Source organism: Streptomyces niveiscabiei (assembly GCF_033794345.1).
GTDB lineage: Bacteria > Actinomycetota > Actinomycetes > Streptomycetales > Streptomycetaceae > Streptomyces > Streptomyces niveiscabiei.
In genome coordinates this window covers 389,341-403,910 of the sequence record NZ_JARAYJ010000001.1, presented here as the reverse complement: position 1 = coordinate 403,910, position 14,570 = coordinate 389,341, and the positions used below count along the sequence as shown (strand labels likewise).

The window sequence follows — 14,570 nt, the reverse complement described above, 5'->3', positions numbered from 1 at the left end:
CATGATGGAAGGGGAGCGGGTCAGGCCCGCGCGGGTGCTGGTGGCGGACGATCAGACGGTCGTCCGGGAGGGCATCGTGACGCTGCTCGGGCTGCTGCCCGAGGTGGAGGTGGTGGGCGCGGCGGTCGACGGCGAGGACGCGGTGCGGCTGGTCGCCGAACTCGCCCCGGACGTCGTGCTGATGGACCTGCGCATGCCTCGCTGCGACGGGGTCGAGGCGACCCGCAGGATCAGGGACGAGCACCCCGGGACGCAGGTCGTGGTGCTCACGACGTTCGCGGACGACGAGTCGCTGTTCCCGGCGCTCAAGGCGGGCGCCCGGGGCTACCTGACGAAGGACGCGGGCGGCGACGAGATCGTCCGGGCCGTGCACAGCGTCCTGTCCGGGGACGCGGGACTGTCGCCGAGCATCCAACGGCGGCTGCTGGAGCGGCTGTCGGAGCCCGAACCGGAGCCGGTGGAGCCGGCCGGGCCGCCCGACGGGTTGACGCTCAGAGAGACCGAGGTCTTGATCCTCATCGCCGACGGCCTCAGCAACCAGGAGATCTCCCGCAGGCTGCACGTCTCGACGACGACGGTGAAGACCCACATCAACAACCTGTTCGCCAAGACGGGCCTCAAGGACCGCGCGCAGGCGGTGAGTTACGCATACAGAAAGGGGTTGGTAAAACCACCAAAATCGGAAATGGGATAAGTCGGCCCATTGTCGCTTGATGGGGTGAAGAAAGCGGGAAAGAGAGTAGGGGATCTTCCCGTTCTGTCCATCATTGGGTATGCAGTTGAGCAACGACCGAGCCCGCAGTGGCGGGGGCGGTCCCGAGAGAGCACGCGAGCACCGCGAGGTGCGGCCCCCGGTCCCCGAAGAGCCGGCAGGCGTGCGGTACGACGATCCCTGGTACGACGCCCTGGCCCCCGACTGGCCGGGAGCGCAGCCGGCGAGCGACCCCGTGCCGGCGGTCCCGGCCCCCCGTGACGAGGAGGCCGGCCGCGACGCGATGGCGGAGGTCTACCTCGCCGTCCAGCGCAGCGCCGCCTTCCAGGAAGTACGCAGCCGCTACCGGCGGTTCGTGGTTCCGGCGGGCATTGGCTTCTTCCTCTGGTACGTGGCGTACGTCATCGCGGCGACGACCGCGCCCGGATTCATGGCCCGGCCCGTCGTGGGCGCCGTCAACGTGGCACTGGTCGCCGGTCTCGGCCAGTTCCTCACCACCTTCCTGCTGGCCTGGGCCTACGCCAGGCACGCCCGGCTGCGCAGGGACCGAGCCGCCCTCGACCTGCGCTGGGACACCCAGGAACTGACCCGCGGTGTGAAGGGAGGCAAGCCGTGAGCGGTACTCATCAGACCCTGGCCCTCGTGCTGTTCAGCGTGTTCATCGCGGTCACGCTGGGCATCACGACCTGGGTCAGCCGCAACCGCCACGGTTCGGCCGAGGAGTTCTACGCCGGCGGGCGGCTCTTCTCCCCGATGGAGAACGGCTTCGCCATCGCGGGCGACTACATGTCGGCCGCCTCCTTCCTCGGCATCTCCGGCCTGATCGCGCTGTTCGGCTACGACGGCCTGCTCTACTCGGTCGGCTTCCTCGTCGCCTGGCTGGTCGTCCTGCTCCTCGTCGCCGAACTCGTGCGCAACTGCGGGCGGTTCACGCTCGCGGACGTCGTCGCGGCGCGGATGAGCGAACGGCCGGTACGGATCGCGGCGGGCGCCTCCTCTGTCATCGTGTCCATCTTCTACCTGGTGGCTCAGATGGTCGGCGCGGGCAGCCTCGTCGCCCTGCTGCTGGGGAGCAGCGGCGCCGCGACCCAGGTGTGGACCGTCATCGGGGTCGGCGCGCTCATGATCATCTACGTGTCGCTGGGCGGCATGCGGGCCACCACCTGGATCCAGATCGTCAAGGCGGTCCTGCTGCTGGGCGGCACGATCGCGCTGACCGTGCTCGTCCTGGTCCGCTTCCACGGCGACTTCGACCGGCTGCTGCTCACCGCGGCCGAGCGCAGCGGACACGGCATCGACTTCCTGGCCCCCGGCCTGAAGTACGGCGCGGACTGGACGTCGCGCTTCGACTTCATCAGCCTCGGCCTTGCGCTCGTGCTGGGCACGGCCGGCCTGCCGCACATCCTGTCCCGCTTCTACACCGTGCCGACCGCGCGTGCGGCACGCCGCTCGGTGGTCTGGTCGATCGGCCTGATCGGCAGCTTCTACCTGATGACGATCGTGCTGGGCTTCGGCGCGGCGGCGATCGTCGGACCGGACACCGTGCGCCAGTCCAACGCGGCCGGCAACACGGCCGTCCCGCTGCTCGCCCTCGATCTCGGCGGCGGGGACCAGTCCATGGGCGGCGCGGTGCTGTTCGCGGTCGTCGGCGCGGTCGCCTTCGCGACGATCCTCGCGGTGGTCGCCGGCATCACCCTCGCCTCCTCGGCGTCCGTGGCCCACGACCTGTACGCCTCGCTGCGCCGCAAGCACGCCAAGCAGCGCAGTGAGGTCGCGGTCGCCCGGGTCGCGGCGGTCGGCATCGGCATCGTGGCGATCGCGCTCGGCATCCTGGCACGTGAGCTCAACGTCGCGTTCCTGGTCGGCCTCGCCTTCGCCGTCGCCGCGTCCGCGAACCTGCCGGTGCTGCTCTACTCGCTGTTCTGGCGCAACTTCACCACGCGCGGCGCGGTGTGGGCCGTCTACGGCGGGCTGGTCCCGGCGCTCGTCCTCGTCGTGCTGTCGCCGGTCGTCTCGGGCAGCCCCGAATCGCTCGTCCCCGGCGTCGACTTCCAGTTCTTCCCGCTCCAGAACCCCGGCATCGTCTCGATCCCGATGGGCTTCCTCGCGGGCTGGCTGGGCACGGTCACCTCGTCCGAGGAGCCCGACGAGGCGCGGCACGCGGAGACGGAGGTGCGTTCGCTGACCGGAGCGGGAGCCGTCTAGCCACGGCGCCTTCACCGTCGTACGGCGCGGGACCGGTCGTACGGCGGGCCGCGGGGCTTGGGTCATGGCGCGGCCCAGGCACGCGGTCCCGGTGGGCGAGTCGTCTGTACAGATGGACGATGTTGATGACCCGTCGGGAAGTTGGTCCATGCATCCATCAAGGGTGCACGGTACTCATCACGACATGCGGTACTCGTCAAGACGCTCAACGAAACCGTGCTCTCAGGCGCGGGTCGCCCACACGTAACGGTGTTCCGGGCGGCCCGCGTCGCCGTATTTGAGGGTCAGGCGCGCGCGGCCGGTGCGCTCCAGGAGCTTCAGGTAGCGCTGGGCGGTCTGACGGCTCACGCCCGTGCGGTCGGCGATCTCCTGCGCGGACAGCGGGCCGTCGGCGTGCATCAGGGACTGGCGCACCAGTTCGGCGGTGGTGGGGGAGTGCCCTTTGGGCAGGCCGGGCTCCGAAGGCGCCGACAGCGCGCCGAACATGCGGTCCACGTCGGCCTGTTCGGCCTCGCCGCCGACGTCCAGGGTGCGGCGCAGCTCGCCGTACGCCTCCAGCTTCGCGCGCAGGCCCGCGAAGGCGAACGGCTTGACCAGGTACTGGAGCGCACCGTGCCGCATCGCCGAGCGGACCGTCGATACGTCCCGCGCGGCCGTCACCATGATGACGTCCGCCTGGTGGCCGCGGCGGCGCATCTCCTGGACGGTGCCGATGCCGGTCCCGTCGGGCAGGTAGTGGTCCATCAGGACGAGGTCCACGCGGGGCAGCAGCTCCAGCAGGCGCAGCGCCTCGGCCGCGCTGTGCGCCTGTCCGGCGACCCGGAAGCCCGGCACCTTCTCGACGTAGGCGGCGTTGACCCGGGCGACCCGGGTGTCGTCGTCCACGACCAGGACCTCGATCATCGCGAACCCTCCTCGGCCTCGGCGCGACGCGTGGCGGCGGCCGGCACGGCCTTCGGGGCGCCCTCGGAGAGCGCGTCGGGCAGGACCACGGTGAACTCCGCGCCACCGCCCTGCGCCTCGCCCACAGAAGCCCTGCCGCCCTGCCGCTCGGCGAGCCTGCGCACCAGCGAGAGCCCGATGCCGCGGCGTCCGTGCGCGGGGGGCTGCTTGGTGGACCAGCCCTCCGTGAACACCACCTCGCGCTTGTCCGCCGGGATCCCCGGACCGGTGTCCCGCACGCGCAGCACCGCTGTACGCCCCTCCGCACGCAACTCGACCTCCACGCGCGCGTGCATGGTGCCCGCGACGGCGTCCAGCGCGTTGTCGACCAGGTTGCCCACGATCGTCACCAGCCCTCTGGGATCGACCAGCAGGTCCGGGAGCCGGGTCGCGTCGGACACCTTCAGGGCGACGCCGCGCTCCGCCGCGACCGTCGCCTTGCCGACCAGCAGCGCCGCCAGCAAGGGGTCGTGGATCCGTTCGGCGACCTCCTCGGCGGTGGCCCGGTGGTCGCCGACCACCTCGCCGACGAACTCCACCGCCTCCTCGTACATCTCCAGCTCCAGCAGTCCCAGCAGGGTGTGCATCCGGTTGGCGTGCTCGTGGTCCAGCGCGCGCAGGGCGTCGATCAGCCCGCGCGTGGAGTCGAGCTCCCGGCCGAGCTGCTCCAGCTCGGTGCGGTCGCGCAGGGTGGCGACGGCGCCGCCGTCGTCCGTCGGCATCCGGTTGGCGACCAGCACGCGCGGGCCGCGCACGGTGAGCAGGTCCGTGCCGGTCACCCGGCCGGCCAGGACGTCCGCCGTACGGCCCGCGCCGAGCGCGTCGTCCGGGGAGCGGCCCACGGCCTCCTCGCCGATGCCCAGCAGGCGCTGCGCCTCGTCGTTGAGGAGCCGCACCCGGCCCGCGCGGTCCAGCGCCACGACACCCTCCCGGATGCCGTGCAGCATCGCCTCACGCTCCGACAGCAGCGCCGAGATGTCCGAGAAGGCCAGGTCACGAGTCTGCCGGTGGACCCGGCGCGAGATCAGCCAGGCCGCCAGCGCGCCCACCGCGAGGGCGCCGCCCGCGTACGCGAACAGGCCCGGGATCGCGTGGATCAGGCGCGCGCGGACACTGTCGTACTCGATGCCGACCGACACCGCCCCGACGATGTGCCCCTCCGCGTCCCTCAAGGGCACCTTCCCGCGCGCGGAGCGGCCCAGCGTGCCCTCGTCGATCTCCATCACCGCCCGGCCCGCCAGCGCCTTGTGCGGGTCCGTGGAGACGACGCCGCCGATCTGGTCCGGGTCCCGGTGCGACCAGCGGACGCCGGCCCTGTTCATCACGACGACGTACTCGGCTCCGCTCGCCCTGCGGATCCGCTCCGCCTCCCGCTGCACCGGGCCGTCCACCGACGGCCTGCTGCTCCTCAGGTCCTCCGCGAACTGCGGCATCGCCGCCGTCGTCTGCGCGATCGCCAGCGCGCGGCGCATCGCCTGGTCGTCGAGCTGGTCGCTGAGCGGCGCGAGGAACAGGCCCGTCGCGAGCACCACCACGCCTGCCGCGATCGACAGCTGCATCAGCAGGATCTGCGAGAAGGCGCGCCGGGGGAGGCCGAGGCGCAGGCGGCGGGCGGGGGGAGCGGGGCTCATGCATTGACGGTACGTGGACGGGGTGGGGGTGCCGTAGGGGTGTGGCGGGGATCTCTTGATCGGGGATGGGCGGGGTTGATCGAGGGGGGAGGGGAGGGGAGATGGGTGGACTGAATGTATCGGATGTATCAACGGGTCAAGTGTTGACGGAAACCTTGATCATCTCGGTGACCTTGATCAGGTTGATCGATACCTTGCCCGACCTTGCTCGCTGCGTCAGCTGGCCAGCGCCGCCCCGGCTGTCGCCAGCTCGCGTACCTCCACGACGTCCATCCGCGCCGGAGTGCCCAGAACGGACGCCCCGCAGCTCTCCGGCCGGGGCGGCAGCGGGTTGCTCTGCGCGACGACGACCTGCCAGCGCCGGCCGTCGGTGTGGGCGACGGTGACCTCCCAGTACGGCGCCTCGCCCGCCGTACGGACGACGCCCAGCGCCTCGGCGGCGTACTCGCCGACGGCCGTACGGACGGCGAGCTCGGCCGCCTGGCCGGGCCGCTCCCAGGCCGAGCAGCCGCGGCACCCGTCGACCACGATCCGGCCCTCCCGCGCGGCGTGGAGGACGTTCTTGACGGTGTGGGCCTCCGCGCGCCCGTACGCGTAGCCGTAGGGCAGGACGAGCACCGTGGGGGAGAAGCGATGTCCACCCAGATGGGTGACCTCCCAGACGCCCGGTACGTCGGAGGCGGTCAGTTCGGCGGCGAGAGGACGGCCGAGGAGGGCGCAGCAGCGGTCGCGCTTGCCGTTCGTGCACACCAGGGCGAGCGGGTCGCCCGTGTGGGGGCGGCTGTCGAGGGCGGTGTCGAACGTGCGGTGGTCGCCCCGGCCGAGGGCGGCGAGGTCGAGGCCCAGGAGCTGCCGCGGGTCCTGGATCGTGGCGGTGCGCAGCCACACCCCGCCGGGCACGGTGTGGGCCGCGAAGACCCGGCGCGGGGGCGGGGTGCCGACGTCGGCGTGGCGCCCGGGGCGGCGGATGAGCGCGACGCGGACGCCGGTGCCCTTGGCGGCCCTCTCCAGGGCGCGGCCGAGTTGCCGGTCCAGGTGGCTCTCGGTGAGCGCCTTGGCGCCCCAGGGGCCCGGCTGTTCCAGCAGGAGCCAGGTCGTCGCCGTGACCGCGGTCCCGGAGAAGGGCTCGTCGAGATCCCGCGCGACAGTCGTGCACGTACTCACAGAGGTGAGCCTAACCTGACTTGGCGCAGGGTGACTTGTCGACGGCGGTGTGTCCTGATCCGTGCGGGTTCTCGGGGACGCCCGGATGCGCTATTTCACGAAGAGTGATCGCCTGGTGCGTGTCCGTGGTCCACGGGGAGCGGCTGGGGCGGCCTCGGGCCCACGTAGAGGCCGCTCGGGCGCATCCGGAGAGGGCGTTCGCCGTACTCCTCCAGTGCGTGCGCGATCCAGCCCGCCGTACGGGCCACGGCGAAGATCGCCTCGCCGGCGGTCGCGGGCATGCCGAAGGAGTGCGTCAGGACGGCCAGGGCGAGATCGACGTTGGCATGCAGAGGGGCGTGGCGCGCGGTGGTGGCCACGATGTCCCGGGCCGCCGCGAGGGCGGGGTACGCGTCCGGGATGTCCGCCAGGAGTGCGAACAGAGCACTCGCGCGCGGGTCCTCGCCGAGATAGAGGCGGTGGCCCAGGCCCGGGATGCGTCGGCCCGCGCGCAGTTCCTCGGCGATCGCCGGTCCCGCGTCGCCCTGTTCGATGACCTCGTCCAGCAGCCGGTGGGCGAGACCGCTGGCCGCCCCGTGCAACGGGCCCTCGACGACGCCCAGGCCCGCCGAGACGGCCGCGTACGCGTGCGCGCGGGCCGACGCGGCGACCCGGACGGCGAGGGTCGAAGCGGCCAGGTCGTGGTCGGCGAGGAGGCCGAGTGCCGTGTCCAGGGCGTTCAGTGACGCCTCGTCGGGTGTCTGCACGGTCAGCCGCGCCCACAGGCGCCGCGCCAGAGATCCCTCGTCCCGGTGGCCCGGGTGACGTGGGGGCAGGGCCGCGACCAGGGTCGGGATCAGGGTCCGGCCGGTGCCGACGACCGCCTGCGCGGACAGGTCGAAGCGCAAGGGGTCCACGACGGCCGCCGCGACGGCCGCGGCCCGCAACCGGTCGGCGGGGCCGGTGTGTTCGGGCAGCGCACGGGCCGCCCGGCGGGCCGCCTTCAGGGACTCCTCCGGCGCTGTGAACGTCGCTCCCGCGCGCAGTTCCCCGGTCCACAGCCACTCCGCGACCTCCTCGTAGGAGTGCGCGCGCGCCAGTTCGACCGCGTCCACGCCCCGGAAGAAGTACCGGTCGCCGTCGATGTACGTGAGCCGCGTGCGGACGGCCGGTTCGCTCCCCGCGCCCGGGCTTGCGGCGCTCTCGCGTCTGTTGCGGCGCGCCAGAGCCTCCACCTCGACGGGGTCGAAGGTGCTGCTCCGGCTGCCGGGGACGCGTCGGCTGCTGAGCTGGCCGCGGCTGACGTACGCGTACACCGTCTCGGGCTTCACGCCCAGCAGTTCGGATGCCTCCTTCGTGCTCAGACGGCGTTCGGGGTGGCCGGGGGTGGGTTCCTGGTCGCGCATGGGGGTCACCGTATCCGGATGAAGGATATGTTGATTCAATCAATATTGACAGTTATTTAGTCAATGATGGACAGTCCAATCAAGTTCATCAAGTTCAAGGAGGGAAATCATGTCGGTCAACAGGTCCACCGCGTCCTTCGTCGACGTCCCGCGCGGACTCGCCGGCGTCGTGGTCACCGACACCCGGGTCGGCGACGTGCGCGGCATCGAGGGCTTCTATCACTACCGCCAGTACTCCGCCGTCGACCTCGCGCAGACCCGTTCCTTCGAGGACGTCTGGCACCTCCTGGTCCACGGCGAACTCCCCGATCCCGCGCGGGCGTCCGCGTTCGCCGCCGAGACGGCCGCGCTGCGGGTGCTGCCGGCTGAGGTGAGCGCGGTCCTGCCCGCCGTCGCCGCGTCGGGCGCAGGCGGTGCAGGGCCGCTCGCCGGGATGCGGACGGCGCTGTCGCTGCTGGGCGCGGTCAAGGGGTTCCGGCCGGTGTACGACATCGATGCCGGGCAGCGGCGCAGGGACACGCTCGTGGCAGCCGCCGCCGTGCCCACGCTGCTCACCGCGCTGTACCGGCTGGGGAAGGGGCTCGAACCGGTCGAGCCGCGGCAGGACCTGTCGTACGCGGCGAACTACCTGTACATGTTGACCGGCGTCGAGCCCGATCAACATAAAGCGCGGGCCGTCGAGCAATACTTGATCTCCACCATTGATCACGGCTTCAACGCGTCAACGTTCACGGCACGCGTCATCGCATCAACAGGTGCGGACGTCGCCGCCTGTCTCGTCGGAGCCGTCGGCGCGCTCTCCGGCCCCCTGCACGGCGGAGCGCCCAGCCGGGCCCTCGACACCCTGGACGCGATCGGCACCCCCGATCGCATTGATCCCTGGATCCGGGAACATGTACTGGCCGGCGACCGGATCATGGGATTCGGTCACGCCGTCTACCGCACCGAGGACCCCCGCTCCCGGATGCTCCGCGAGATCGCCCAGCGCTTCGGCGGCCCGCGCGTGGCCTTCGCGGTCGAGGTCGAACGCCAGGTCGAGGCGATCCTGGCCGAACTGAAGCCCGGCCGCGAACTCCACACCAACGTCGAGTTCTACGCGGGCGTCGTCATGGAACTCTGCGGTCTCCCCCGAGAGATGTTCACCCCGACCTTCGCCGCGGCCCGCGCCATCGGCTGGAGCGCCAACATCCTGGAACAGTCCCAGGACTCGAAGATCATCCGTCCGGCGGCACGGTATGTTGGCCCCGAGGCGCCGGTCGCGGTGCCCCTCGCGAGCTGATAGAGGATCAAGTCCCCTTCGTCGCAAGGAACTTCGAGTTTCCGGTGTCGGCCGGACGGATCCGGTGAATTTCCCGGGCCCTGCGGAGTAGCCTGCGCGGCGGGGGCGAGCGGAGTGGGTATCTTGTCCTGGCCCAACCGCTTCGGCGCTCACGCCTGCGCTCGGAGGGGCCATTCCAACCGCTACCGCGGCCGTTTCGGAGGGCACAGTCATCCCTCCAACAGGTCATGAGAAGGCGGTACGTTTTCGTGAAGATCGTGCGACGTGTCGGGGCGTCCCCCAGGGAACGCGGCAGCACCACAGGGCAGACCTGCCCCGACATCTTCGAGCTCAGCAACGGCGACTTCGCCGTGATCGGGCGCGAAGCGACCGAGGAACTCGACCGTGAGCTGCCCTCGGACGCCGCACGAGCCGACTACGAGCGGATCGTCGTCATCACGCGCGAGACGCTCGTCCGCGCCAAGCACGACATCCCCGACGCCTGAAGGGCGCCGCTTCGCCGAGTCCGAGTGCCCGGGGCCCGGAGCCGATGCGGCCGGGCCCTGAGGCGCCTCTCAGGCGGCCTCACGCCGCGTCCTCCGGAGGCGGCTCGCCGACGACCCACCACTCGTCCGTGTCGGCGTCGTCGAGATCGTGGATGAGGTCGTCCATCATCCGCCCGAGGATGTACTCCTCGGACGAGTCCGGGAGGCTCTTGCGGTGGTGGCGGGTGGCCTCCCAGTACTCGCGGAAGACCTTGTTGCGGCACATCACCCGGAGGTGTCCGTACAGCTCCGCACGGGTGAGTGCGCCGATCCGGTAGAAGTACAGATTGTTGACGTACAGGGCGTTGGCGAAGAGGAACTGCCGCTGTTTGTCGAGCGGGACGTCGGATTCGTAGGTGTCCAGGACGGCCGCGAGGGCGGGGTCGTCCATGGCTTTGCAGAGCAGGTCGAAGGAGAGTCGGTGCTGTTCGGTGAGGGCGGCTCGCCTGCGATGGCCGGCACCCGGCACACCGAGGGAGTCGAGGGTGACCGAGAATTTCTGCTTCGCGGCCGAAACGATCCTGTGTATCCCTGCACTCTGTGTGGCCATGTCAACCCCCGGTCCAGGCGGCCGTGCGCCGGTCGTCGGGGTGCGGGTGTGGTGACGGGGACCGGCGAGCGGTGGGCGGCGCTTGCCGTCTCCCAGGGTGCCGAGCGGCTCTGATCGGCGGGGAGGCGGAGAGGAGGCGCACGGAAGGAAGCGAGGGTCGCACACCCCGGCGCCTTGCCTCACGTCTGCCCCGGACAGGGAGCTAACAATCGTTCACTTCGCGGTGATTCTTCCGGCTCGTATCCTGAGGCAGCAGTGATTCCCCGGCCGTGCTCCGGAGTGTGAACCGGCGCACGCACAGGCGCGAAAGAGGTCGTACGTGGCGCAGGGCGGCACCCCGCAGCAGATCCCGGTCGTCGTGCTCGCCGGATTCCTCGGCTCCGGCAAGACGACGCTGCTCAACCACCTGCTGCACCGCAGCAAGGGCAGCCGGATCGGCGCGATCGTCAACGACTTCGGGGCGATCGAGATCGACGCCATGGCCGTCGCGGGCGCCCTCGGCGACTCCACCGTCTCCCTCGGCAACGGCTGCCTGTGCTGCGCGGTCGACGCGAGCGAACTGGACTCCTACCTGGAGCGCCTGGCCGCGCCCGCCGTCGGTGTCGACGTCATCGTCATCGAGGCGAGCGGCCTCGCCGAACCGGGTGAACTCGTCCGGATGGTCCTCGCGAGCGAGCACCCCGCGATCGAGTACGGCGGACTCGTCGAGGTCGTCGACGCCGCCGAGTTCGACGACACGCGCGTGAAGCACCCCGAGATCGACCGGCACATCGGCCTCGCCGACCTCGTCGTCGTCAACAAGCTGGACCGCGCGGACGACGGGGAACGTGTGCTCGGCCTCGTTCGTTCACTGGCCGGGAGCGCGGCCGTCGTACCCGCGCGCTACGGCCGTGTCGACCCGGAGTTCCTCTTCGACTGCCGGCCCAGCGAGGAGCGGATCGGCCAGCTCTCCTTCGACGACCTGCACCGGCACGAGGACCACGAGAGCGGCGACGGCGCCGACCACGCGGAGCACCTGCACGCGGCGTACGACAGCCTCTCCTTCACCGCGGACGCGCCGCTGGACCCGCGGCGCCTGATGGCGTTCCTGGACGGCCGCTCCGAGGGCCTGTACCGGATCAAGGGGTACGTCGACTTCGGGCCGAGCGACCCCCTCAACCGGTATGCCGTGCACGCGGTCGGACGGTTCCTCAGGTTCGTCCCGGAGCCCTGGGGCGAGCGCGAGGAGCGCCGTACGCGGCTCGTCCTGATCGGTGCGGGCATCGACCGGGAGGGGCTCGGGAAAGAGCTGCACGCGTGCGTGCAGGACGCCCCACAGGCCGACGAGCGCGGCATGTGGGGCGTCCTGAGGTACGTACGGGACCCGGAGGCCGAGCGGGAGGCCCCCGAGGACGTCGTCGAGGACGCTCCCGAGGACCTGCCCGACGAGGGCTAGAACGGCCCCGCGACCACCGCCACCGTCTTCGGCAGCGACACGCCCGAACCGTCCCGGCGCGGATCGATCTCCGGCAGATCCGCGGGCATGCCGTTCTTCTGCGCGGCCCGCGCGGGGACGGCGCCCGCCCAGGCGACCGAGAGGCAGTCCTCGCCCTTCAGGAACCGCTGGCAGCGCACGCCGCCGGTCGCGCGCCCCTTGCGCGGGTACTGGTCGAACGGGGTCAGCTTGGCCGTCGTCTGGACGGAGTCGTCCAGCGTGCCGCGCGAGCCCGCGACGGTGAACACCATGGCGTCCGCCGCGGGGTCGACCGCGGTGAACGAGATGACCTTCGCGCCGTCCGTCAGCTTGATGCCCGCCATGCCGCCGGCCGGCCGGCCCTGCGGGCGCACCTGGGACGCCTGGTAGCGCAGCAACTGGGCGTCGTCCGTGATGAAGACGAGGTCCTCCTCGCCCGTGCGCAGTTCGACCGCGCCGACGATCCGGTCGCCCTCCTTGAGGGTGATGACCTCCAGCTCCTCCTTGTTGGACGGGTAGTCCGGCACCACGCGCTTGACGACGCCCTGTTCGGTGCCGAGCGCGAGGCCCGGCGACGACTCGTCCAGCGTGATCAGGCACACGAGCGTCTCGCTGTCCGTCAGCGACACGAACTCCGACACCGGCGCGCCGCCCGACAGGCTGGGCGCGGCGGCCGTGTCCGGGAGCTGCGGCAGGTCGACGACGTTGATCCGCAGCAGCCGGCCCCCGGAGGTCACCGCGCCGATCTCGCCGCGGGCCGTCGCGGGCACCGCCGAGACGATCACGTCGTGCTTCACGCGCGCGGCGCCCTCCTCGGCCACGAACGGCTCGCCGTTCGCCGTACGCGCGAGCAGCCCCGTCGACGACAGCAGCACCCGGCACGGGTCGTCGGCCACCTGGAGCGGCACGGCGGACGCGGTCGCGCCGGACGACTCCAGCAGGACCGTACGCCGCTCCGTGCCGAACTTCTTGGCGACCGCGGCCAGTTCGCCCGAGACCAGCTTGCGCAGCTCGGCGTCCGACTCCAGGATCCGGGTCAGTTCGGCGATCTCCGCGTTGAGCCGGTCCTTCTCGGACTCCAGCTCGATCCGGTCGAACCGGGTGAGCCGGCGCAGCGGCGTGTCGAGGATGTACTGCGTCTGGATCTCCGACAGCGAGAAGCGCTCCATGAGGCGCTCCTTCGCCTGCGCGCTGTTGTCGCTGGAGCGGATCAGCCGGATGACCTCGTCGATGTCGACGAGCGCCGTCAGCAGGCCCTCCACCAGGTGCAGGCGGTCGCGGCGCTTGCCGCGCCGGAACTCGCTGCGGCGCCGTACGACGGTGAACCGGTGGTCCAGGTAGACCTCGAGGAGCTCCTTGAGGCCCAGCGTCAGCGGCTGGCCGTCGACCAGGGCGACATTGTTGATACCGAATGATTCTTCCATCGGAGTCAGCTTGTAGAGCTGCTCCAGGACGGCCTCCGGGACGAAGCCGTTCTTGATCTCGATGACCAGCCGCAGCCCGTGCGCACGGTCGGTGAGGTCCTTGACGTCGGCGATGCCCTGGATCTTCTTCGAGCCGACCAGGTCCTTGATCTTGGCGATGACCTTCTCGGGGCCGACGGTGAAGGGCAGTTCGGTGATGACCAGGCCCTTGCGGCGCGCCGTCACGGTCTCCACGGCGACCGTCGCCCGGATCTTGAACGTGCCCCGGCCCGATTCGTACGCGTCCCGGATGCCGTCCAGGCCGACGATCCGCCCGCCCGTCGGCAGGTCGGGGCCCGGGACGTACTTCATCAGCGCGTCCAGGTCCGCGTTCGGGTAGCGGATCAGGTGGCGGGCGGCGGCCACGACCTCGCCCAGGTTGTGCGGCGGCATGTTCGTCGCCATGCCGACCGCGATCCCGGACGAGCCGTTGACCAGGAGGTTCGGGAAGGCGGCGGGCAGCGCCACCGGCTCCTGCTCCTGGCCGTCGTAGTTGGGCGCGAAGTCGACCGTGTCCTCGTCGATCGACTCGGTCATCAGGCTCGTCGCCTCGGCCTGCCGGCACTCCGTGTACCGCATCGCGGCCGGCGGGTCGTCGTTGCCCAGGGAGCCGAAGTTGCCGTGCCCGTCCACCAGGGGCACGCGCATGGAGAACGGCTGCGCCATGCGCACCAGCGCGTCGTAGATCGACGCGTCGCCGTGCGGGTGCAGCTTGCCCATCACCTCGCCGACCACGCGCGCGCACTTGACGTAGCCGCGGTCGGGGCGCAGGCCCATCTCGTTCATCTGGTAGACGATGCGCCGGTGGACCGGCTTCAGGCCGTCGCGGGCGTCGGGCAGGGCGCGGGAGTAGATGACCGAGTAGGCGTATTCGAGGAAGGAGCCCTGCATCTCGTCGACGACGTCGATGTCGAGGATCCGCTCCTCGAACGAGTCGTCGGGCGGTGGGGTCTTCGTGCTGCGGCGGGCCATCGCTGCCGGCTCCTCATTTCTGGTCGCTTGCCGTGGCGTTCAGGACGCCGACAAAACTGCGGTCTGACGGCCCATTGTGGACTGTGGCACTGACAACCCGGCCCAGGACCCGGTGTCGTGGGCCCGGCCGGGCGAGCGCGGGCCGTTCCCCCGCAGCCGCCCGCAGGCTAACCGATCCGCTCTCGGCGTACGTCCGCCGGGAACTTCGCCGACCGTCCGCACGCTTGCATACAGTGACAGGACCGGCAGGAAAGTCCGCGGTCCCACGACCGCGTCCGCCATCGAAGGGA

12 protein-coding genes are annotated in these 14,570 nt (G+C 71.1%); 6 read left to right on the top strand and 6 right to left on the bottom strand.

Annotated features, from left to right (window positions below):
- Position 1: 1 nt before the first annotated feature.
- From PV682_RS01755 to PV682_RS01745, 3 genes are all read left to right on the top strand, one after another.
- Complete coding sequence (locus PV682_RS01755; RefSeq protein WP_407705581.1) at positions 2-694, top strand: response regulator; 693 nt, start codon at positions 2-4, stop codon at positions 692-694.
- A gap of 79 nt (positions 695-773) precedes the next feature.
- Positions 774-1,328 carry a DUF485 domain-containing protein gene (locus tag PV682_RS01750; protein WP_079056931.1) on the top strand — a complete coding sequence of 185 codons (555 nt, stop codon included), beginning with the start codon at positions 774-776 and terminating at the stop codon, positions 1,326-1,328.
- A complete protein-coding gene (locus tag PV682_RS01745; RefSeq protein ID WP_055721802.1) occupies positions 1,325-2,917 on the top strand; it encodes a solute symporter family protein in 1,593 nt (530 codons plus the stop codon). The genes PV682_RS01750 and PV682_RS01745 overlap by 4 nt, the downstream gene beginning before the upstream one ends.
- Before the next feature lie 222 nt (positions 2,918-3,139).
- Here PV682_RS01745 and PV682_RS01740 read toward each other — a convergent pair whose 3' ends face one another.
- The 4 genes from PV682_RS01740 to PV682_RS01725 form a co-directional block, all read right to left on the bottom strand.
- On the bottom strand, positions 3,140-3,820 hold the full coding sequence (locus PV682_RS01740; RefSeq protein WP_050372213.1) for a response regulator: 681 nt from the start codon (positions 3,818-3,820) through the stop codon (positions 3,140-3,142).
- Positions 3,817-5,490 (bottom strand): sensor histidine kinase, encoded by a 1,674-nt coding sequence (locus PV682_RS01735; protein WP_319723192.1) that lies wholly within the window; start codon positions 5,488-5,490, stop codon positions 3,817-3,819. Before PV682_RS01735 ends, PV682_RS01740 begins: the two co-directional genes overlap by 4 nt.
- Before the next feature lie 216 nt (positions 5,491-5,706).
- Positions 5,707-6,654 carry a sucrase ferredoxin gene (locus PV682_RS01730; RefSeq protein WP_319723190.1) on the bottom strand — a complete coding sequence of 316 codons (948 nt, stop codon included), beginning with the start codon at positions 6,652-6,654 and terminating at the stop codon, positions 5,707-5,709.
- A 95-nt stretch (positions 6,655-6,749) separates the two neighbouring features.
- On the bottom strand, positions 6,750-8,039 hold the full coding sequence (locus tag PV682_RS01725) for a citrate synthase (protein ID WP_319723188.1): 1,290 nt from the start codon (positions 8,037-8,039) through the stop codon (positions 6,750-6,752).
- Between the two features lie 109 nt (positions 8,040-8,148).
- On the opposite strand from PV682_RS01725, the gene PV682_RS01720 reads away from it, so the two are divergent.
- Complete coding sequence (locus PV682_RS01720) at positions 8,149-9,318, top strand: citrate synthase/methylcitrate synthase (RefSeq protein ID WP_319723186.1); 1,170 nt, start codon at positions 8,149-8,151, stop codon at positions 9,316-9,318.
- A 248-nt stretch (positions 9,319-9,566) separates the two neighbouring features.
- The gene (locus PV682_RS01715; protein WP_010353010.1) at positions 9,567-9,803 is read left to right on the top strand and encodes a hypothetical protein; all 237 of its coding nucleotides are present in this window, start codon (positions 9,567-9,569) and stop codon (positions 9,801-9,803) included.
- 79 nt (positions 9,804-9,882) lie between these two features.
- On the opposite strand, the gene PV682_RS01710 is transcribed toward PV682_RS01715, so the two are convergent.
- Positions 9,883-10,392 carry a DUF6082 family protein gene (locus PV682_RS01710; RefSeq protein WP_055719105.1) on the bottom strand — a complete coding sequence of 170 codons (510 nt, stop codon included), beginning with the start codon at positions 10,390-10,392 and terminating at the stop codon, positions 9,883-9,885.
- A 319-nt stretch (positions 10,393-10,711) separates the two neighbouring features.
- Here PV682_RS01710 and PV682_RS01705 point away from each other — a divergent pair, with 319 nt between their 5' ends.
- On the top strand, positions 10,712-11,827 hold the full coding sequence (locus tag PV682_RS01705; protein ID WP_319723183.1) for a CobW family GTP-binding protein: 1,116 nt from the start codon (positions 10,712-10,714) through the stop codon (positions 11,825-11,827).
- On the opposite strand, the gene PV682_RS01700 is transcribed toward PV682_RS01705, so the two are convergent.
- Positions 11,824-14,280: a DNA gyrase/topoisomerase IV subunit A gene (locus PV682_RS01700; protein ID WP_319723182.1), complete on the bottom strand. Its 2,457-nt coding sequence runs from the start codon at positions 14,278-14,280 to the stop codon at positions 11,824-11,826. The genes PV682_RS01705 and PV682_RS01700 overlap by 4 nt on opposite strands.
- Positions 14,281-14,570 lie beyond the last annotated feature (290 nt).